This window comes from Rathayibacter sp. AY1A4, assembly GCF_002930955.1.
Lineage (GTDB): Bacteria > Actinomycetota > Actinomycetes > Actinomycetales > Microbacteriaceae > Rathayibacter.
In genome coordinates, this window is sequence record NZ_PSTN01000019.1 from 52,243 (window position 1) to 72,296 (window position 20,054).

Here is a 20,054-nt window from a genome sequence, read left to right on the forward strand (position 1 = left end):
CTACTTCGTGTCCTTCGGCTCGTCCTCGTCGATGACCTCGGCGTCGACGATGTCCTCGTCGTCCTTCTTGTCACCGTCGGCCGGAGCGTCCGCGGGGGCGCTCTGCGCGGCCTGGTCCTGGGAGTAGATCGCCTGGCCGATCTTGGTCTGCGAGGCGTTGAGGGCGTCGAACGCGGTCTTGACGGCCGCGTCGTCGTCGCCGGCGAGCGCGGTCTTCAGCGCGTCGACGTCTCCCTGCACCTCGGACTTGACGTCCTCGGGCAGCTTGTCCTCGTTGTCCTTGATCAGCTTGTCGATCGAGTACGCCAGGGTCTCGGCGTTGTTGCGGATCTCGGCGGCCTCGCGGCGGGCCTTGTCCTCGGCGGCGTGCTCCTCGGCCTCGCGGACCATGCGGTCGATGTCGTCCTTGGGCAGCGACGAGCCGCCCGTGATCGTCATCGACTGCTCCTTGCCGGTGCCCTTGTCCTTCGCGGACACGTGGACGATGCCGTTGGCGTCGATGTCGAAGGTGACCTCGACCTGCGGGATGCCGCGCGGGGCCGGCGCGATGCCGGTCAGCTCGAACGTGCCCAGGTTCTTGTTGTCGCGGGTGAACTCGCGCTCGCCCTGGAAGACCTGGATCGCGACGGACGGCTGGTTGTCGTCGGCCGTGGTGAAGGTCTCGGACCTCTTGGTCGGGATCGCGGTGTTGCGCTCGATGAGTTTCGTCATGATCCCGCCCTTGGTCTCGATGCCCAGCGAGAGCGGGGTCACGTCGATCAGGAGGACGTCCTTGCGCTCGCCCTTGAGGACGCCGGCCTGCAGCGCGGCGCCGACGGCGACGACCTCGTCCGGGTTGACGCCCTTGTTGGGCTCCTTGCCGCCGGTGAGCTTCTTGACGAGCTCGGCCACCGCCGGCATGCGGGTCGAGCCGCCGACGAGGACCACGTGAGCGATGTCCTCGACCTTGACGCCCGCCTCGGCGATGACGTCGGTGAAGGGCTTGCGGGTGCGCTCGATCAGGTCGCTGGTGAGCTCCTCGAACTTGGCGCGGGTGAGCGTCTCGTCGAGGTTCGCCGGGCCGTTCTCGGTGAGCGAGAGGTAGGGCAGCTGGATGCTGGTCGAGGTGCTCGAGGAGAGCTCCTTCTTCGCCTGCTCCGCGGCCTCCTTGAGGCGCTGGCGAGCGATCTTGTCCTTCGAGACGTCGACGCCGGTCGAGTCCTTGAAGCGCTTGACCAGGTGGTCGACGACGCGCTGGTCCCAGTCGTCGCCGCCGAGGCGGTTGTCGCCCGAGGTCGCGCGGACCTGGATGGTCGAGAAGTCGTCGTCCTTGCCCACCTCGAGGAGGGAGACGTCGAACGTTCCGCCGCCGAGGTCGAAGACGAGGATGAGCTCGTCCTCCTTGCCCTTGTCGAGGCCGTAGGCCAGCGCGGCCGCGGTGGGCTCGTTGATGATGCGCAGGACGTTGAGTCCGGCGATCTCGCCGGCGTCCTTGGTCGCCTGGCGCTCGGCGTCGTTGAAGTAGGCCGGGACGGTGATGACCGCGTCGGTCACCTTGTCGCCCAGGTACTGCTCCGCGTCGCGCTTGAGCTTGCCCAGGATGCGGGCCGAGATCTCCTGCGGGGTGTACTTCTTGTCCTCGACGCCGAAGGTCCAGTCGGTGCCCATGTGGCGCTTGACCGACGCGATGGTGCGGTCGACGTTGGTGACGGCCTGGCGCTTCGCGGTCTCGCCGACGAGCACCTCCCCGTCCTTGGTGAACGCCACGACGGACGGCGTGGTGCGGAAGCCCTCGGCGTTGGCGATGACGGTGGGCTCGCCTCCCTCGAGGACGGCCACGACAGAGTTGGTGGTTCCCAGGTCGATGCCTACGGCACGGGACATATGCGTTGTTCTCCTTCGCGATCGGCGTCGCGCGGGCGGCTGCCGGTCAGTTGACGGGTGGTGCGGAATCCTCTGCGGGAGTTGAGCCCCGCACGCTCAAGTTTACGCATCCGTCGTCTCGCGTCAAGTCCGGAGGCGAGAAGTTGAGTCGCATCGGCTCAACTCTCAGACTCGTGGGTCCCGCGGCTTCCGGCCGTTCACCTCCTCCCCCTACGGTGGGCCCATGACGACGCGCACCGGCCGCTGGCCCGTCCTCGCCTGGGGCCTGTGGGACTGGGGCGGATCGGCCTTCAACGCGGTGGTGACCACCTTCGTCTTCACCGTCTACCTGACCACCGACGGGCTCTTCGGCACCTCGAGCGGAGTCTCGGCCGCGCTCGGCTGGTCCCTCGCCGGCGCCGGCGTGGTCGTCGCCGTGATCGCGCCGATCACCGGCCGCCGGGCCGACCTCGGCGGGCGCCGCCGGCTCTGGCTGGGGATCCACTCCGCCGTCGTCGTCCTCTGCATCCTGCTGATGTTCCTCGTGCGCCCCGACCCGGCCCTCCTCTGGCTGGGACTCGGACTGCTCGCGGTCGGCACGGTCTTCTTCGAGTTCGCGAGCGTCAACTACAACGCGATGCTCCTCCAGGTCTCGACCCGGGCGACCATCGGCCGCGTCTCCGGCTTCGGCTGGGGCATGGGCTACGTGGGCGGGATCGTCCTGCTGCTGATCGTGTACTTCGGCTTCATCTCGCCCGAGGTCGGGCTCTTCGGAGTGACGGGGGACGACGGCCTCGACGTGCGCGTCTCGATCCTGGTCGCCGGCGTGTGGTTCGCCGTCTTCGCCCTTCCGGTGCTGGTCGCGGTGCCGGAGACGCCGGCGCGCGCGAGCCGGGCGGAGCGCGTCGGGGTGATCGCCTCCTACCGCGCGCTCTTCGCGCAGGTCGCCGCCCTCTGGCGCGAGAGCCGCAGCACCGTGGCCTTCCTCATCGCCAGCGCGGTGTTCCGCGACGGGCTCACCGGGGTCTTCACCTTCGGCGGCGTGCTGGCGCAGGGCACCTTCGGCTTCGACGCCGGCGAGGTGATCCTGTTCGCCATCGCCGCGAACGTCGTGGCCGGAGTGGCGACCATCTCGGTCGGCGCGCTCGACGACCGCATCGGCCCCAAGGCCGTGATCGTCGCCTCGCTCATCGGCCTGGTCGTCTGCGGCACCGCCGTCTTCGTCCTGCACGACGGGGGGAGAACGGTGTTCTGGATCTTCGGCCTGCTGCTGTGCCTGTTCGTCGGCCCGGCGCAGTCGGCGAGCCGCAGCTACCTGGCCCGCCTCATCCCGGAGGGACGCGAGGGCGAGATCTTCGGCCTCTACGCGACCACCGGGCGGGCGGCCTCGTTCCTCGCGCCCGCCGCCTTCGCGGCCGCCGTCTCGATCGCCGCGGCCGTCTCGGGCAGCGGCGAGGCGAACGTGCAGTACTGGGGCATCCTCGGGCTCGTCCTCGTCCTCGCCGTGGGGCTGGTGCTGCTCCTGCCGGTGCGCCGCCCGCCGGCCACCGCCCCCGTCGTGCCGGAGCCGCGGCTCGCTCCGCCCGCCCGCCGGGACTGACGAGGCCCGGCCCGCGGAGACGCGGGCGAGGCCCCTCCCCGCGCGCCATGGCCGCGGATCAGACCGTGGCGATCCAGAACACGATCAGCAGGAGCGTGACGAGGAAGCCGGTCAGGAAGTTCAGCGCGAGGAAGCGCTTCCAGCCCGCGTTCGCCCGCTCCGCCTCGGCGTCCTCGAGCGATCGGTACGGCCAGATGCTCACCGCGTACGGCACCGCGAGGATCGCCGCGAGAGTCCCCGGCCAGGGCAGCAGGAGCAGGAGCAGGCCGCTCGCGACGTAGGCGGCGATGGCGAAGCGCGTGGTCGCCTTCGCTCCGATCACGGTCGCGATCGAGCCGATGCCGCCCGCCCGGTCGGCCAGGATGTCCTGCACCGCGCCGAAGGCGTGGCTCGCGATCCCCCAGAGGAAGAACGCCACGAGCAGCGCCACGAGAGGTCCGGTGACCACGGTGCCCGCGAGGGCGATCCCGTAGACGGCCGGGCTGACGAAGTGGGTCGCCGAGGTCAGCGAGTCGACGAACGGACGCTCCTTGAAGCGGAGCCCCGGCGCACTGTAGGCGATCACCGCGAAGACGCTGATCGCGAGGACCAGCCACGAGACCGGTGACCCGAGCAGCACGAGCGCCACCAGGAACGGCACGTTCGTGGCCACCGCCGCGATCAGCGTCGCGCGGTGCTCGCTCCGGTCGAGCACGGCGCCCTCGACGCCGCCCTTGCGGGGGTTCCGCAGGTCGGACTCGTAGTCGAAGACGTCGTTGATCCCGTACATCGCGAGGTTGTAGGGGATGAGGAAGTAGATCGTGCCGAGCACGAAGGCGAGGTCTATCTCGCGGGTGGTCAGCAGGTACGCCGCCGCGAACGGGTAGGCGGTGTTGACCCAGCTCAGCGGGCGGCTCGAGACGAACAGCGCGCGCAGCCGGTTCACGGCTCGCTCCGACGACGCGAGGGCAGGAGCACCCAGAGCGCCGGGAGGGCGAGGGCCGCGGCGATCGCGTAGGCGAAGTCCTCGATCGGAGCGACACCGATCCGGATGCCCGAGATCAGGTCATCGTCGTAGGCGACCAGCAGGCCCACTCCGATCATGATGTTGTCGAACACGGCGGTCATCACCAGCAGCACGGCGAGGGTGCCGAGGACGGCGGGCAGGCGCAGGACGCGTCGGCGCAGCGCGAGCAGCAGCAGCACCAGCACCACCGCGAGGAACACGGCGTTGAGGAGGAGGTAGGTCACGCGCGCGCCTCCGCCCGCCGGGAGACGCGCTGCGAGAGGAAGCCGTGCACATCCATCGTCAGGTAGCAGAGCAGGGTGAGGAAGAGGACCTCCTCGACCGGGAGCTCCGGCGCGATCTGCAGGCCGGTCATGTAGGAGGTCTCGCCGCGGAAGAAGACGCCCAGGCCGATCCCCACGAGGTCCCAGACCAGGAAGAACGCGACTCCCACGGGCAGCACGATCGCCGCGCGTCGCGCGTCCGCCCAGAAGAACAGCCGGAAGCGGCGGTCGAGCACGATCATCCCGGTGATCGAGACGAGGAGCGCGAGCAGGTAGAGGATCCCCACGCCTACTCCCCCACGGCGACGGGCGCGACCGGAGCGGACGGCGCCTCCCGCACGGGCAGCGGCTCGGTCGACACGTCGCCGCGCACGCGCTTGAGCATGACCTCGGCGCTGATGATGCACATCGGCAGGCCGATGCCGGGGATCGTGGAGCTGCCGGCGAAGAGCAGGCCGTCGACGTGCCGGCTGACGTTCCCGGCGCGGAAGAAGGCGCTCTGCGAGAGGACGTGGGCCGGTCCGAGCATCGAGCCGCGCCAGGCGCCGAGGTCGCTCTCGAAGTCGGCCGGGCCGATGGTGCGGCGGACGACGATCCGCTCGGCCAGGTCGGTCGCGCCGGTCCAGGACGCGATCTGCGCGATGGCCTGGTCGGCGATGGCCTCGACGCGCGCGTCGCCCGCGCCGTCGACTCCGCCGTGGCCGATCGAGGTGTCGGCCGGGATCGGCACGAGCACGAACAGGTTCTCGTGCCCCTCCGGAGCCGTGCTCGCGTCGGTCGCGCTCGGGCGGCAGACGTAGATCGACGCGGGATCGGGGACGGTCGGGTGCTCGCCGAAGATCTTGTCGAAGTTGTCGCGCCAGTCCTTCGTGAAGAGCAGGGTGTGGTGCTCGAGCTCGGGCAGCTCCCCGCGCACGCCCAGGAGGACGAGGACGGCGCTCGGGCCGGGCTCGCGCTTCTCCCAGTAGGCGGGCGGGTAGGTCCGCAGCTCCTCGGGGAGGAGCGACTGCTCGGTGGTGAAGAGGTCGGAGGCGTTGACGACCAGGTCGGCGGGGATCCGCTCCGTGCCGTCGGGGCCCGTGAACTCGACCCCGACGACCTCGGCGCCGCGGCGTCCGCCGCGGGGCGAGCGCGCGGTGAGGATCCGCGTCGCGGGCGAGGACGTGCGGACGGTGACGCCGGCCTCCTCGGCGACGTCGGCGACCGCCTCGATCAGCTTCGTGAATCCGCCCATCGGGTAGAGCACGCCGTCGGCGAGGTCGAGATGGCTCATCAGGTGGTACATGCTCGGCGCGGCGAACGGCGAGGAGCCGAGGAAGACGGCCGGGTAGCCGAGGATCTGGCGCAGCCGGTTGTCGGTGACCGCCGTCGCCGCGAACGTGTCGAGCGGAGTGAGCAGCAGGCGGCCGAGCCTCCCGGTCCGGCTGAGCACGTCGCGGCGCAGCAGCGGGAGGAAGGAGGAGAAGCTCGTGTAGAGGAAGCGGCGCTTGGCCATCTCGTAGGTGTCGCGCGCGGAGTCGAGGTACGCGCGCATCCGCTCGCCCGCTCCGGGCTCGATGCTCTCGAAGAGCGCGAGGTTCGACTCGAGGTCGGCGAGCACGTCGATCGGCTCGTCGACGCCCTCGCTGTAGACCCGGTAGCCGGGGTCGAGCGTGACGAGGTCGAGGCGCTCCTCGGCGCTGGTGCCCATGAGGCGGAAGAAGTGGTCGAACACCTCGGGCATCAGGTACCAGGAGGGACCGGTGTCGAAGCGGAAGCCCTCGTGCTCCCACGAGCCGGCGCGGCCGCCGACGGCCTCGCGCGCCTCCAGGAGGGTCACGTCGTAGCCGTCGCGCGCGAGCAGCGCGGCGGAGGCGAGTCCGCCGATCCCGCCGCCGATGACGACGGCGCGGTGCGGGCCGGTCCTCGAGCGGGTCGCGCGGACGGGGCCTGGGCCCAGGCGCGGGCCGAGCGTCGACACGGCCGCCTTCGCCGCGAGCGCCGCCTTGGCGGCCGTGGGCACGCTGACGCGGGCGCGGAGGAGCTCCTCGGCGGGCGTCGCGCGGATCCGGTCGGCCAGGGCGGCGAAGAGGGAGTGGGCCAGCAGGACCGCGCGCCGACTCGAGCGCGGGAGCTCGGGCACGATGGCGGCGGCCTCGGCGAGGTCGTCGTCGAGGTCGGCGAGCAGCGAGGCCTTGTCGCGCTCGGAGAACGCCCGCGGGTCGACTCCGGGGAAGTAGCTGCGGCCGAGGCCGTCGACGTCGGCGGCGAGATCGCGGAGGAAGTTGACTTTCTGGAACGCGGCGCCCAGGCGGCGCGCTCCGGCCACGAGCCGCGCGCGGGCGGTCTCGGAGACGAGCCCCGCGTCCGGCGCCGCGAGGAACACGTGCAGGCACATCAGCCCGACGACCTCGGCGGAGCCGTAGACGTAGGCCTCGAAGGACTCGGGGGTGTGCTCGGTCTCGCGGAGGTCGGCGCGCATCGACGCGAAGAACGGCCGGGTGAGCTCGGTGCCGAATCCGGTCGCCCGCGCGGTCCGCGCGAAGGCGTGGATCACGAGGTTGGAGCTGTAGCCGGAGGCGAGCGCGCGCTCGGTCTCTGCCTCGAAGGCGTCGAGGGACTCCTCCACCGCGGCCCGGTCGAGACGGGCCTCCTCGGCGACGCCGTCGACGATCTCGTCGGCGACGCGCACGAGGGCGTAGACGTCCTCCACCCGCTCGCGGACGCCCGGGGCGAGCAGGCGCGTGGCCAGCCCGAAGGAGGTGGAGTAGCGGCGGATCACCTGCGCGGACGACTCGTGCGCGACGCGGTCGTACAGTTCGCTCTGGCGGCTCATCGTGCCACCGTACGGGGGCTCGGCCGGGCGGAGCGCATCGTCGCGCGCATCCGCGCGTGGCGGACAGCGCTCATCGGGTGCGCCCGACCACGCTGGCCACGAGCGGGCGGACCTCGTTGCGGAAGGCCTCCGACACCGCGGGCGTCTCCAGCGCCGCCCAGGCGCGGTCTGCGAACTGATTCGCGAGCCCCTCGGCGTAGCTGCGGGCGCCGCACTCCTCGAGGATGCCGCGCACCTTCTCCGCGGTCTCGGGCGCGAGGTGCTCGTCGCCGATCAGCGCCTCGATGTCGGGCCAGCAGTCGGTGCCGGCCGCGTGGGCGATGAGGACGGTGCGCTTGCCCTCGCGGAGGTCGCCCAGCGTGGTCTTGCCGGTCTGCCCCTCCGAGCCGAAGACACCGAGCAGGTCGTCGACGATCTGGTAGGCGATGCCGATCCAGCGGCCGAACTCGCCGAGCGCGTCCACCGCGGCGTCCGAGGCCCCGGCGAGGATCGCTCCGGCCTGCAGCGGCGCCTCGAAGGAGTAGACGGCCGTCTTGAGGCGCTCCATCTCGAGCACCTCGTCGACCGAGGGCATGCCCGGCATGAGGGAGAAGTCCACGTCGGCCAGCTCGCCCGCGGCGGAGGCGAAGACGGCCTCGTCGAGCAGGGTGAGCAGGCGGGCCCGCACGCCGTCGGAGGCGCCGACGCCCTCGACGAGGCGGTGGGCGCCGGTGAGGGCGAGGTCCCCGGCGATCACGGCCACCGAGGTGCCGCGGTGCTCGGCGATCGGGATGGAGAGGCCCGCGGTCGTCGCCTCGTCGCGGTAGCTGCCCGAGACGTTCGGGCCGCCGCGGCGCACGAAGTCGCGGTCGATCACGTCGTCGTGCACGATCAGCGCGGTGTGCAGAAGCTCGAACGCCGCGCCGAGGTGGGCGGCGGCCTCCGGATCCTGGCCGCCGTGAGCCTCGTACGCCGAGATCACCATCAGCGGGCGGAAGCGCTTGCCGCCGCGGGTGTTGGCCTCCAGCGTCTGCCAGAGGGTCAGGTAGCGGGGTCCGAGACGCACCGCCCGGGACCTCGCCAACGAGAAGAACCTGTCCAGGACGGCATCGACGTGCTCCTGCCTCAACCGGGACAGAACCACGGGGTCGCGCGTATCCACGGGGGAAGGCTAACAAAGGGGAGAACCAGGACGATAAGCCGGCTGATGTGTTGCGGCGTGCTTGACTTGCGGGTATGACTTCGCCAGCCGCCACTGTGCAGACGGACCGGATCGAGCAGGTGGTCCTCCTCGACGAGGCCGGGAACGCCGTGGGGGTCGCCGACAAGGCGACCGTGCACGACACGGCCACTCCCCTGCACCTCGCGTTCTCCTGCCACGTCTTCTCCCCGGACGGCGCGCTGCTGGTGACCCGCCGCGCGCTGGAGAAGCGCACATGGCCGGGCGTCTGGACCAACTCCTTCTGCGGGCACCCCGCCCCGGGCGAGCGGATCGAGGACGCCGTCGTCCGCCGGGCCGAGCGCGAGCTCGGCGCCCGGCTGGCCACGCTGGAGGTCGCCCTGCCGGACTTCCGCTACCGCGCGGTCGACGCGTCCGGCGTCGTCGAGAACGAGATCTGCCCCGTCTACACGGCGACGCTGTCGAGCCGCGACGCCCTCGATCCGCGCCTCGACGAGGTCATGGACTACGAGTGGGTCGACGCCGAGGCGACGCTCGCCGCCGTCCGCTCGACCCCCTGGGCGTTCTCCCCCTGGCTCGTGCTGCAGCTCCCCCGCCTGCTGGGCTGACCCCTACGCCCTGATCCCTGCGCCGGCGTCAGTCGGTGTAGACGTCCGTGCGGTGGAAGTTGAGCGCCGACCGCGACGCGGTCGGACCGCGCTGGCCCTGGTACCGCGAGCTGTACTCCGCCGAGCCGTAGGGCTTCTCGGCGGGCGAGCTGAGGCGGAAGAAGCACATCTGGCCGATCTTCATCCCGGGCCAGAGCGTGATGGGGAGCGTCGCGACGTTGCTGAGCTCGAGGGTGACGTGGCCGGTGAAGCCCGGATCGATGAACCCGGCGGTCGAGTGGGTCAGCAGCCCGAGCCGTCCGAGCGAGCTCTTGCCCTCGAGGCGCGCCGCGATGTCGTCCGGCAGCGACACCTCCTCGTAGGTCGAGCCGAGCACGAACTCGCCCGGGTGGAGGATGAACGGCTCGCCCTGCGGCGTCTCGACCAGGCGGGTCAGCTCGGGCTGGTCCTCGGCCGGATCGATGTACGGGTAGCGGTGGTTGTCGAACAGCCGGAAGAAGCGGTCGAGGCGCACATCGACGGACGACGGCTGCAGCATCGACGGATCGTGCGGGGCGAGCCCCACGCGGCCGGAGGCGAGTTCGAGCGAGATGTCGCGGTCGGAGAGGAGCACGCTGCGATCCTAGGGCGTGGCGCGACCCGGGGGCATGGGCCGGCTCCGGGCCTTGCTACGATGTCCTGGTGCGCCCGAGCGGCGCCGCGCGAGTGTAGTTCAATGGTAGAACTTCTGCTTCCCAAGCAGATGGCGCGGGTTCGATTCCCGTCACTCGCTCTCCTCCCCCCCCTCGTCTGCGGCCGGTCCTCCGGCCCGACGCGGGCGGCTCCTCCTCCGGCGCTGCAGCGGCGTCCGTCAGCGCAGCGGCGTCCGGCAGCCCCGCGGTGTCCGTCAGCCCAGCAGCGGCAGCCGCCCGACGATCCTGTCGATCCGGTTCCTCGGCCCCACCAGGCTGACCGCGAGGTACTGCAGCTCGTCGGAGCCGCTCGCCGCCACCGCCTCCCGGTACTCGTCGTACACCCGGGTGGCCTGCGCCGACGCGGGCATGTCGGCGACGAACGTCCCGTCGTGCGCCTCGGCCTTCGCGCGGATCGCGAGCAGGGTGGCCGCGTCGGCGGCGAGGACCGTGCAGCCGGCCCACGGCAGACCGGGATGCAGCGATCCGGACGCGTCGGCGGGGCTCGGTCCGAGCAGCCCCGCGACGTGCGCGGCCGTCGCGGCGCCCACGCAGATCGCGGCGTTCACGGCGCGGCCGGCGGGGAGGGACTCGTCGACGACGACCACCCACTTGAGGCGAGCCGAGCGGGTGGGCGCGGCGGTGTCGATCTCGTCGGGGTGGAAGCCGACGGCGTCGGGGGCGGGGATGGTCATGATGCTCCTCGGTTCGTGCGCAGTGACGTCACGAACAGTAGGCAGGAGGGGTCCCCTGCGGCAGGATCTCCGTATGAACGACCAGCAGAACGGCCCAGGAGCGGCACTCGACGAACTCGACGTCCGGATCCTGCAGGTCCTGCAGTCGGATGCACGGATCACGAACCGGGACCTCGCAGCCGCCGTGCACGTCTCGCCCACCACCGCCCTCGATCGCACGAGGAGCCTCCGGCGCCGCGGCGTCATCACCGGCGCGACGCTCACCCTCGACTTCGCGGCCCTCGGGCGCGGCGTGCAGGCGCTGATCGCGGTCCGCATCCGTCCGCCGTCGCGCGAGATCATCGAGGCCTTCCGCGACTGGGTCGCCGGCCTCGACGAGACGGTCGGCGTGTTCGTCACCTCCGGCTCGGAGGACTTCATCATCCACGTCGCCGTCCGCGACAACCAGGACCTCTACGCCTTCGTCATCGACGAGCTGACGCAGCGCCGCGAGGTCGCCGACGTGCGCACCTCAGTCGTCTACGAGCACCTGCGCGAGCAGGTCGTCCTGCCGCTGGAGCCGCACGGCCGCGCGGAGCGGTGAGGCGCCCGCGCGGCGTTTCGACGCGACACGCCGGGCGGATCCGCGGCAGCGCGCGGGATCGCGGGACGCAGAGGGCAGGGTGGAGGGGTGACAGAGCTCGTCCAGATCCCGTCGCCGGGCGTGGCCCTCGAGTACGGGCACCCCGGCCGACCCGTGGTGGTCGTGCTGCACGACGTGTTCGGGCGCCTGCCGTGGCTGGAGCCGTTCGCCGAGGCCGTGGCGAAGCACGGCTACCACGTGCTCGTGCCCGACCTCTACGACGGCTGGGCCACGCTCGCCCCGGAGGACGCGCGCGACCTCGCCGCGATGGCCGCGCAGGACCGCACCCTCGCCGCCGTCGCCGAGGCGGTCGGCACCGGAGTCGCGGCCGGGGCACCGCGCAGCGCCGTCATCGGCTTCGGCTTCGGCGGCCGCCTCGGGCTGCTCGCCGCGGGCACCGGGCTCGTGGACGCGGTGGTCGCGTACTACGCCACCCTCGGTGCGGAGGAGCACGTGCTGGTCCCGTGCCCCACCCTCCTGCACTACGCGCAGAGCGACGAGTGGCCCGCGGGCGACGACCCGGAGTCGTTCGTCGGACGGCTGAAGGAGTCGGGGACGCCGGTCACGGCGCACACCTACCCGGACACGCAACGGCACTTCGCGAACGGCAACCTGCGCGACGCGGTCAGCCCCGCCTCTGCGGCGCTCGCCTACGCGAGGACGCTCTCGTTCCTCAATCCGCAGCTCATCGACACCTGAGCTCAGCCCTGCACGTCGTGCAGGTGGTGCTGGATGTCGTGCAGGTAGTAGCGGGCGATCGTGTCGACCGTGAACGCCGCACCGTCGCTGCGGCGGCCTCGCCGCTGCCACTCGGCACCGGCGACGGAGTCGAACACCTCGGCGATGCGCTCGGCCGCCTCGACCAGCTCGCGGCCGACCGTCGCGGGGTCCTGCTGGTGGTAGCGCTCCTCCACGGCGGTGACGTCCTGGTCCCAGTTGGGGTAGAGCGGGTCGTCGCCGGCGAGCATCAGCTGCACGCGGGTGCGGTAGATGCGGTGCACGTCGCGCACGTGCGCGGCGTACTCGAGCGGCGACCAGGTCTCGTCGTCGGGCCGGCCCGCCGCATCGTCGCGGTCGAGCACGTAGGGCCAGGCGGCGGCGTTCTCGCGGATGAGCTCGGCGACCTCGTCGGCGTCGACGAGCGAGGCGTCGAAACCGCACTCGAGGCAGGGGCGCTCGAGGACCCAGGTCCAGTCCTTGGTGTCGGGAGTGATCGGCATGGCACCAGAGTAGAGCGCCGCCGGATCAGCAGCGCGTCGGGGTCCCCTGCACGGCGCCGCGCTCGCCGTCGGCCGTCCACGGGAGCCGGGGCAGGCCCTCGGCTCCCGCGGCAGCTCCCTGCTCGACCGCGATGGCGGCCAGGGTGCGGGCGACCGTCGCGGCGAAGTCGCCGCCGGGCGTCGAGCTGTTGATCGAGACGGCCACGGTCAGGCCCGAGACCGGGTCGGAGTAGGCCGCGGTGACGAAGCCGGGCGCGAGGCCCGAGAAGCCGCGGAGGGGTCCCGCCTCGTGCCCGCCGAGCCCGGCGCGGAGGTAGTCGGCGCGGCCCTGGCCCTGGACGACCGGGTCCTGCCACATGGCGTCGCCCGCGGGATCGGCCGCGAGACCCGTCGCCAGCCGCCGGAGGTCCTCCAGATCGGTCAGCGCTCCGCCCGCGGCGCCGAGCGCGGACGGGGACGCGGCGGTGACGTCGAGCCGCACGTCGCAGCGCTTCTCCCCGGTCGCCGGGTCCAGCGCGACCGCGTAGCCGCGGGGGGACGGAGCGGGCAGGTCGACCTCGGAGGCGCCGGGCAGCTCCGTGCTGCGCAGCCCGTACCGCGGCACCACGTACTGGTCGTAGAGCTCCCCGATGCTCCGACCGGTCACCTGCGCGGCGACGATGCCGGCGAGCAGCGGACCGGTGGCGGAGTCGGACCACGCCGCTCCGGGCTCGGCCGAGGCACCGCGCACCTGGGCCGCGGCGAGCAGCTCGAGCGTCGGCCACTGCCGCGGGGGGTTCTGGAGCACGGTCGGCCAGAGCGCCGAGCGGAAGTCGGCCAGGCCGGAGGTGTGCGCGCAGAGCTCGCGCAGGGTGAGCCCGTCGATGCCGGGCAGGGAGCGCAGCGTCTCGCCGACGTCGGCGTCGAGGTCGACCCGGCCGGAGTCGGCGAGGGCGAGGACCACGTCGCAGGTCATCGCCTCGGTGCCGCCGGTGCCGAGCCGCAGGTGCGCGTCGGTGGTGAGGGCGGTGGTGCGCTCGTCCGACTCCCAGCCGACCGCGCCCTCCCAGCTGCCGCCCCACGGCGACCAGACCCCGGCGACCGCTCCGGTCGCGCCGGCGACGCCGACCGTCTCGTCGAGGAACCCCGACAGGGCGGAGGCGAGCTCCTCCGACGCCGCCTGCGCGGGCGCCTCCGCCACGCGCGAGGCGGCGGCGGGCGTGCAGCCGGCCAGTGCGAGCACGAGGACCGGGACGACGAGCAGTCCCGTCCGCGTCCGTCTGCGAGATCCCATGCCGTGCGACTCCCCCGTCGTCTGCGAACGGCACCACTGTACGGGGGCTCCGTCGGGCCGGAGAGGGCCGCTGAGCGCGCGATCGCGATTCGTGTCCTGACCGTGACCGGCGGAGTCCACCCCGTTCCCAAACCGGCAGGCGCCGGGTTACGAAGAGAGGGAGTACAGCGCAGAGGCGCTGCTCGAAGGAGGTAAGAGACCATGCGCAGATCCCCCAATCGACTGCTGGCGACTCTCTTCGGAGCCGTCTACGTCGTCGTCGGGCTCCTCGGCTTCGTCGTGACCGGAGGCGTGCAGTTCCTCTCGACCGAAGGCGGGCTCCTGCTCGGCATCTTCGAGGTGAACCCGTTGCACAACATCGCCCACCTGCTCATCGGAGGCGCGCTGCTGATCGCGGGCCTGTCGACCGTCGCCGCGGCGAAGACCGTCAACGTGACCGTCGGAGCGGTGTACCTGCTGCTCGGCATCGTCGGCTTCTTCCTGGTCGACACCGCCCTGAACGTGCTGGCGCTGAACACCGCCGACCACTTCCTGCACCTGGCCAGCGCGCTGGTGCTCCTGGGAGTCGGACTCGGCACCGAGAAGACGGCGAGGACGCGCACCGCCGCGACCGCCTGACCCGGGCGGCACCCGCCGCCCCCCTCTACTCCGTCCGCCGTGGGCCCGCCGTTTTCCGCGGCGGACGGACTGAACGGCCCCGGACGACACGATGCGGTGTGTCGATCCGGGGCCTCCTCTTCTTCCCCGATCCAGCGAAGGAGCCGCCATGACCACCGTGGCCCGCTGCAACGCCGCTTTCGCCGGACTCGGCGCCGGGCTCGTCCACCTCTCGCTCGCCGCCGGCGGCGAGGGCGTGCAGGCCCCGGTGATCGGAGTGCTCGGTGCCGTCGAGATCCTCTGGGCGGTCCTCGTCCTGGCACGCGGCCGGATCGTCGTGCCGCGCTCCGCGCTGGTCGTCGCGGTCGCCTCCCTGGCGGCGTTCGCCCTCGGTCTGGCCCTCGGCGCACTCGCCGAGCCCCTCCCCGCGCTGGCCGCCGCGGTCCTCCAGCTGATCGCGGTCGCCGTGGTGGCCGTCTCGCTCCGCTCTCCGCGCGTCGAGGAGAAGGCCGTCTCGCCGTCGCGAGCTCTCGTCGGACTCCTGGCCGGCGCGCTCACCGTCTCCTCCCTCGCCACCCCCGCCATGGCCGCCTCCTCGGGCGGCTCGGGCGACATGGGCGGGATGATGCACTCCGTCGTCGACCGCGGACACGGGCACTGACGCCCTCTGGTCCCGGCGGCCCCGCTCGGCTAAGGTAAGGCAGACCTCAGTCGCCGAGGGAGGCCACCGTGTCGAACGTCATCCCGTTCTCCGAGGCCCTGCGCCTGCGCATCGGGCAGTCCGGCGCGGACGACGAGGGCGCCGCCTTCATGACCTCGCTGATGACCGGCTCCGGCAGCCGCGACGACTACATCGCGCTCATCTCGCAGCACTACTTCGTCTACGAGGCCCTCGAGGCCGTGGCGGAGGACATGGCCGGCGATCCGGTCGCGGAGCCCTTCCTCTCGGCCAAGCTCACCCGGCTCCCCGCGATCGCGGAGGACCTGCGCTTCCTCGTCGGCGAGGACTGGCGCGAGCGCATCCGCCCGCTGCCCTCGACCAGCGCCTACGTCGACCGGATCCGCACCGTGGCCTCGGGCTGGAGCGGCGGCTTCGTCGCCCACCACTACACGCGCTACCTCGGCGACCTCTCCGGCTGCGCGATCGTCCGCGGGCTGCTGCAGCGGCGGTTCGGCTTCGAGACCAACGGCGTCGGCTTCTTCCTCTTCGGCGAGATCGCCGCACCGTCGGCCTTCCGCGCCACCTACCGCGAGCAGCTCGACGCCGCGGGCTGGGACGAGGAGGAGCGCGAGCGGGTCATCGCGGAGGTCGCGGAGGCGTACCGGCTGACGACGGAGCTGTTCCGCGATCTCGCCCGGACCTGCGCGGCGGCCTGAGGCCCCTGCTCCCACGTCCTCCGCGGGGCGTCAGTCCGCGGACGCCTCCGCGACGGCGGCCGGCTCGGCTCGCCGTTCGGACATGAAGCGCAGCACGTCCTTGTCGACGATGATGTCGCTCGGCCGGAGCGGCCGCGTCAGGTAGAGCCCCTCGAGGCTCGTGATGCGGCTGAGCGCCACGTAGGTCTGCCCGGGGGCGAAGGCGCGCTGCCCGAGGTCGACCACGGCGGAGTCGTAGGTCTTGCCCTGCGACTTGTGGATCGTGACCGCCCACGCCAGCCGGAGCGGGAACTGCGCGAACTCGGCGACGATCTCGCGGGTGAGCTTCTTCGTCGCGGCGGAGTAGGAGTAGCGGTAGCGCTCCCAGGTCGCGGGCTCGACCTCGTGGACCTCGCCGTCCACCTCGACCCACACCGTCCCCGCGACCTTCGTCACCCGGCCGATCGTGCCGTTCACCCAGCGCTGCTCGGAGTCGTTGCGCAGGAACATCACGTGCGCGCCGATCTTGAGCTCGAGGTTCTGGTCCGCCGGATAGGCGCGCCCGCCGAAGTCGCCGCTGATCTCGGCCGACGCGGTCTTCAGCGGGCCCTTCAGCCGCGCGAGCGCCGCCTGGTTGATGCGGTTGACCGTGTCGTTGCGGGTCGCGAGCGTGATCGCGTCGTCGGCCGGAGGCGTCCGCGCGCCCGCCGCGTTCAGCACGTCGGCGATCTCCTTCGTCACCATGCCGAAGCGGACCGCGTTGAGCATCCACTTGAAGCGCTCATCGCTCTGCCGGTGGATCCGGCCGAGCTCGACGATCCGCAGCGGCGCCTCCTGCCAGACGAGGGCGTCGAAGAACCACAGCGAGCGGTAGCGGTCGGCGAAGTAGGCGCGCTCCTCCGGATCGCCGGGAACGGGTGCGAGCTGGAACGGGTCGCCGAAGAGGACGACCTGCACGCCCCCGAACGGCTCGGAGCGCCGCTGCCGCGCCTGCCGGAGGCTGCGGTCGATCCCGTCGAGCAGGTCGGCGTTGACCATGGAGATCTCGTCGATGACGAGCGTGTCGATGGTGTTGAGGAGCTTGCGCAGCTCGGGCGGCTGGTCGAGGTCGGAGTCGGCGATGACGCCGATCGGCAGTCGGAAGAGCGAGTGGATGGTCTGGCCGCCGACGTTCAGCGCCGCGACGCCGGTGGGGGCGCAGATGACGATCTGCTTGTCGGTGTTCCAGCTCAGGTGGTTGAGCAGGGTGGACTTGCCCGTGCCCGCGCGACCCGTGACGAACAGGTGCTCGCGCGTATTCTCGATGAGGTCGAAGACCCGCTGCTGCTCGTCGGAGAGGGTCGGCTGAGTCACCGCTCCACTGTACCCGCGGGCCGCCGGGACCCCGGGGCCCGGGCGCGGATCAGCCGCGCTTCTGGAGGGCGGCCAGGCGGTCGTTGTAGGCCGTGAGCTCGGCCTCTCCGGTGCGGTCGGCCTGGCGGTCGCGGCGCTTGGTCTCGCGGGCGTCGGAGCGGCTCCACATCATCGCGACGACGATCGCGAGCGCGAGGGTGGGGATCTCGCCGATGCTCCACGCGATGCCGCCGGCCGCCTGCTGATCGGCGAGCGCGGAGGTGCCCCAGCCCATCGCTCCGTACCAGTCGGCGAGGAGCAGCCCCTCCCCCGTCATCAGCGCGAGGCCGAAGAAGGCGTGGAACGCCATGGTGCCCAGCAGCAGCAGGAGTCGCATCGCGTAGGGCACGCGGTGCACGCTCGGGTCCACTCCGATCAGGACGCTGACGAAGAGGTACCCGGTGATCAGGAAGTGGACGATCATCCACTCGTGGCCGATGTGGTCCGTGGTGGCCCAGCGGAACAGCGGGGAGTAGTAGAAGCCCCAGAGCGACCCGACGAACAGCAGGGCGGCGACGATCGGGTGCGAGATCGCGGTGGCGAAGCGCGAGTGCACGGCGAGCAGCACCCACTCGCGGGCGCCGCGGGAGCCGTCGGTGCGGCGGGCGGCGGCGCGGGCGATGAGCGTGACCGGTGCCGCCGGGACGAGCAGCAGCGGCACCGCCATGGTGAGGACCATGTGCGAGAGCATGTGGGCGCTGAACAGGTACTTCTCGTACGCGTTCACCCCGCCGTTCGTGATGTAGGCCAGGAGGAGCATGCCCGCGATCCAGAGGATCGTGCGGTGCAGGGGCCAGCGGTCGCCGCGGCGGTGCAGGCGCACCACTCCGGCGACGTAGAACGCGATGGCGAAGGAGCAGACCAGGAGCCAGACCAGGTCGATGTTCCAGAGCGTGAGGAAGTTCATCGCGCTCGCGGGCGGCGGCAGGGGCTCGCCCGTCAGCAGCTGAGCCGGGGTCGGATCCGTGAGCTGGCTCGCGGCGATCTGGTCGACCGGGGTCGCGGTGCGCGCGAGAGCCGCGGCGACTCCGGAGGCGATCCCCATGAAGGCGATCTCGGCGCCGACGAGCCACCAGAAGCTGCGGCCGCCGACGCCGCCGGCCTTCCGCATCCGCTCGATGAGGTAGCGGCGCTGCAGCACGCCGAACAGGCCCAGCGCGACCAGCGCCGCGACCTTGACCAGCACGAGGATCCCGTAGCCGGTGAGCAGGTTGTCGAGAGTGGCGAGCCGGAGCTCGGCGCTGACGTAGCCGGACGCCGCGACCACGACGAAGCTCACGAGCGCGAGGCTGGAGTAGCGCTCGATCACGGGCAGCAGGCGGGAGCCGCCGAGCAGGGGCCGCAGGGCGATGACGGTGATGAGGCCGCCCAGCCAGATCGCCGCGAAGACGAGGTGCAGGCCCAGCGCCGTGACGGCGGCGTCGTGCCCGCTCGCTCCCGCCGCGTGCCCCTGCTGCGCCATCGGCAGCAGCGTGAGCAGGGCCAGGCCCGTGACGAAGACGAGCGCGGTCTGGTTGCGGACGGCGAAGCAGAGGACGGTGACGACGGCCGCGAGCAGGGTCGTGATGAGCCAGGCCTGGCCGACCTCGATGCTGCCGATGAAGTAGCTGAGCTTGGTGCCGAAGTCGCGATCGAGGCTCAGTGGCGTCTGCGTGACGTTGAGGAAGGTGAGGAACCCGGTCACCGCGCTGGCCGCCGCGAAGAAGGCGGCGCTGGCGGCGGCGACGTCGAGGGCGATCGAGAACTCGGTGCGCGGCTCGGGCGCGGCCTCGCCGGGCGCGGGGCGCGCGGGGGCGACCGCGGTGCGCGTCGATCCGGCGCGGGAGGAGGACTGGCCGCCGCGCGAGGACTGGCCGCCGCGCGAGGAGGCGTGAGCGGTCGAGGCGCGGGACGAGGATCGGGCGTCGCGGGCGGCGGCGGCGCGGGGGCTCAGCGCGAACAGCGTCAGCACGAGCGAGCCGATCATCCCCGCGGCGCCGAGATTGACGGCCAGCTTGGCGATCGGGAGGCCGTACCGGACCACGGGGCCGGGATCGTTCAGCAGCGGAGCCGCGGCTCCCCCGCCGAAGGCCAGGGCCGCGAGGAGGGCGACGAGCGCTGCGGCGACGAGCACGAGCGCAGGGCCGACGATCCGGACGGTTCGATTCACCGGTCCAGCCTACGTTCCGCGGCTGATCGGCAGCCGCGTCCGCGGACGATCGGCGGCCGCGTCCGCGGACGACGACGGCCCCGGCGCAGTGCCGGGGCCGTGTCGGAGGGCGCGACTACTTCGCGGCGGCCTTGAGCTTGGTGCCCGCGGAGACCTTCACCGAGTGGCCGGCGGCGATCTGGATGGTCTCGCCGGTCTGCGGGTTGCGGCCGGTGCGCGCGGCGCGGGAGGTGCGCTCGACGGCGATCCAGCCGGGGATGGTGACCTTCACGTCGTTCGACACGGAGTCGGCGAGGGTGGTGAAGAGCGAGTCGAGGACGCCGTTGACGGCGGCCTGGCTCTGGCCGGAGTCGGCGGCGATCTTCGCGACGAGCTCGGTGCGGTTGAGCGACTTGTCAGCCATGGAGTGTCCTCCCAGGACGTTCTCGCTGTCGGAACAGCTGGTTTCGATGGATCGTCCTCGGCCGGGGACGGACGTCCTCAACCGGTCGGACCGTCGGTAACCTACCAGCCCCGCCCCGGATCTCCGGCGATTCCGGCCTCGAGACGCCCGGAACGACGCCGATCGCGCCGGTCGGTCCCTCCACAGGAGGCGCTCGGCGCCCCTCGTCCACCGATCCGCCGATCGCCTCTCCGCGCCGCCCGCGGCCTGACGAGGATCGGCTCATGACGACGACGGCACTCCCCCCTCCACCCGCTCCGGCCGACGCGAAGTAGTCGCGCCCTCCGACACGGCCCCGGCACTGCGCCGGGGCCGTCGTCGTCCGCGGACGCGGCCGCCGATCG

At 72.1% G+C, this 20,054-nt stretch carries 20 protein-coding genes and 1 tRNA gene; 8 read left to right on the forward strand and 13 right to left on the reverse strand.

Annotated features, from left to right (window positions below):
* Positions 1-1,863, reverse strand: coding sequence for a molecular chaperone DnaK (dnaK, locus tag C5B92_RS12110; RefSeq protein ID WP_104222890.1), 1,863 nt, complete (start codon positions 1,861-1,863; stop codon positions 1-3).
* A gap of 223 nt (positions 1,864-2,086) precedes the next feature.
* Here dnaK and C5B92_RS12115 point away from each other — a divergent pair, with 223 nt between their 5' ends.
* Positions 2,087-3,442 (forward strand): MFS transporter, encoded by a 1,356-nt coding sequence (locus C5B92_RS12115; protein WP_104350431.1) that lies wholly within the window; start codon positions 2,087-2,089, stop codon positions 3,440-3,442.
* A 58-nt stretch (positions 3,443-3,500) separates the two neighbouring features.
* Here the strand turns inward: C5B92_RS12115 and C5B92_RS12120 are convergent, their stop codons facing one another.
* From C5B92_RS12120 to C5B92_RS12140, 5 genes are all read right to left on the reverse strand, one after another.
* A complete protein-coding gene (locus C5B92_RS12120) occupies positions 3,501-4,367 on the reverse strand; it encodes a prenyltransferase (RefSeq protein ID WP_104222892.1) in 867 nt (288 codons plus the stop codon).
* Positions 4,364-4,672: a lycopene cyclase domain-containing protein gene (locus C5B92_RS12125; protein WP_104222893.1), complete on the reverse strand. Its 309-nt coding sequence runs from the start codon at positions 4,670-4,672 to the stop codon at positions 4,364-4,366. The genes C5B92_RS12120 and C5B92_RS12125 overlap by 4 nt, the downstream gene beginning before the upstream one ends.
* Positions 4,669-4,998, reverse strand: coding sequence for a lycopene cyclase domain-containing protein (locus C5B92_RS12130; RefSeq protein ID WP_104255346.1), 330 nt, complete (start codon positions 4,996-4,998; stop codon positions 4,669-4,671). Before C5B92_RS12130 ends, C5B92_RS12125 begins: the two co-directional genes overlap by 4 nt.
* A gap of 2 nt (positions 4,999-5,000) precedes the next feature.
* Complete coding sequence (crtI, locus tag C5B92_RS12135) at positions 5,001-7,526, reverse strand: phytoene desaturase family protein (RefSeq protein WP_104255347.1); 2,526 nt, start codon at positions 7,524-7,526, stop codon at positions 5,001-5,003.
* A gap of 70 nt (positions 7,527-7,596) precedes the next feature.
* Complete coding sequence (locus C5B92_RS12140) at positions 7,597-8,571, reverse strand: polyprenyl synthetase family protein (RefSeq protein ID WP_244229492.1); 975 nt, start codon at positions 8,569-8,571, stop codon at positions 7,597-7,599.
* Between the two features lie 170 nt (positions 8,572-8,741).
* On the opposite strand from C5B92_RS12140, the gene idi reads away from it, so the two are divergent.
* A complete protein-coding gene (gene idi, locus C5B92_RS12145; RefSeq protein WP_104222897.1) occupies positions 8,742-9,293 on the forward strand; it encodes an isopentenyl-diphosphate Delta-isomerase in 552 nt (183 codons plus the stop codon).
* Between the two features lie 28 nt (positions 9,294-9,321).
* Here idi and dcd read toward each other — a convergent pair whose 3' ends face one another.
* On the reverse strand, positions 9,322-9,906 hold the full coding sequence (gene dcd / locus C5B92_RS12150) for a dCTP deaminase (protein WP_104222898.1): 585 nt from the start codon (positions 9,904-9,906) through the stop codon (positions 9,322-9,324).
* 88 nt (positions 9,907-9,994) lie between these two features.
* On the opposite strand from dcd, the gene C5B92_RS12155 reads away from it, so the two are divergent.
* A tRNA-Gly gene (locus C5B92_RS12155) sits at positions 9,995-10,065 on the forward strand.
* A 114-nt stretch (positions 10,066-10,179) separates the two neighbouring features.
* Here C5B92_RS12155 and C5B92_RS12160 read toward each other — a convergent pair.
* Entirely contained in the window at positions 10,180-10,659 is a 480-nt protein-coding gene (locus C5B92_RS12160; protein WP_104222899.1) for a DUF2000 domain-containing protein, read from the reverse strand.
* A 73-nt stretch (positions 10,660-10,732) separates the two neighbouring features.
* Between C5B92_RS12160 and C5B92_RS12165 the strand changes: the two genes are divergently transcribed.
* Positions 10,733-11,242 (forward strand): Lrp/AsnC family transcriptional regulator, encoded by a 510-nt coding sequence (locus C5B92_RS12165; protein ID WP_104255349.1) that lies wholly within the window; start codon positions 10,733-10,735, stop codon positions 11,240-11,242.
* An 87-nt stretch (positions 11,243-11,329) separates the two neighbouring features.
* Positions 11,330-11,980: a dienelactone hydrolase family protein gene (locus C5B92_RS12170; protein ID WP_104237610.1), complete on the forward strand. Its 651-nt coding sequence runs from the start codon at positions 11,330-11,332 to the stop codon at positions 11,978-11,980.
* Positions 11,981-11,982: 2 nt separating this feature from the next.
* Here C5B92_RS12170 and C5B92_RS12175 read toward each other — a convergent pair whose 3' ends face one another.
* Together C5B92_RS12175 and C5B92_RS12180 are read right to left on the reverse strand one after the other, a co-directional pair.
* Complete coding sequence (locus tag C5B92_RS12175; RefSeq protein ID WP_104274342.1) at positions 11,983-12,501, reverse strand: DinB family protein; 519 nt, start codon at positions 12,499-12,501, stop codon at positions 11,983-11,985.
* 25 nt (positions 12,502-12,526) lie between these two features.
* Complete coding sequence (locus tag C5B92_RS12180; protein ID WP_104249916.1) at positions 12,527-13,774, reverse strand: serine hydrolase; 1,248 nt, start codon at positions 13,772-13,774, stop codon at positions 12,527-12,529.
* Positions 13,775-13,975: 201 nt separating this feature from the next.
* Here C5B92_RS12180 and C5B92_RS12185 point away from each other — a divergent pair, with 201 nt between their 5' ends.
* From C5B92_RS12185 to C5B92_RS12195, 3 genes are all read left to right on the forward strand, one after another.
* The gene (locus tag C5B92_RS12185; RefSeq protein WP_104246935.1) at positions 13,976-14,392 is read left to right on the forward strand and encodes a DUF4383 domain-containing protein; all 417 of its coding nucleotides are present in this window, start codon (positions 13,976-13,978) and stop codon (positions 14,390-14,392) included.
* A gap of 148 nt (positions 14,393-14,540) precedes the next feature.
* Entirely contained in the window at positions 14,541-15,032 is a 492-nt protein-coding gene (locus C5B92_RS12190) for a hypothetical protein (protein ID WP_104255353.1), read from the forward strand.
* A 68-nt stretch (positions 15,033-15,100) separates the two neighbouring features.
* A complete protein-coding gene (locus tag C5B92_RS12195; RefSeq protein ID WP_104226125.1) occupies positions 15,101-15,748 on the forward strand; it encodes a heme oxygenase (biliverdin-producing) in 648 nt (215 codons plus the stop codon).
* Positions 15,749-15,778: 30 nt separating this feature from the next.
* Here C5B92_RS12195 and C5B92_RS12200 read toward each other — a convergent pair whose 3' ends face one another.
* The 3 genes from C5B92_RS12200 to C5B92_RS12210 all read right to left on the reverse strand — a co-directional run bounded on the left by C5B92_RS12200 (position 15,779) and on the right by C5B92_RS12210 (position 19,671).
* Complete coding sequence (locus C5B92_RS12200) at positions 15,779-17,080, reverse strand: ATP-dependent RecD-like DNA helicase (RefSeq protein WP_104222908.1); 1,302 nt, start codon at positions 17,078-17,080, stop codon at positions 15,779-15,781.
* A gap of 49 nt (positions 17,081-17,129) precedes the next feature.
* Positions 17,130-19,268, reverse strand: coding sequence for a bifunctional copper resistance protein CopD/cytochrome c oxidase assembly protein (locus C5B92_RS12205; RefSeq protein ID WP_258061402.1), 2,139 nt, complete (start codon positions 19,266-19,268; stop codon positions 17,130-17,132).
* Between the two features lie 115 nt (positions 19,269-19,383).
* A complete protein-coding gene (locus C5B92_RS12210; RefSeq protein WP_056037903.1) occupies positions 19,384-19,671 on the reverse strand; it encodes an HU family DNA-binding protein in 288 nt (95 codons plus the stop codon).
* Positions 19,672-20,054: the final 383 nt, after the last annotated feature.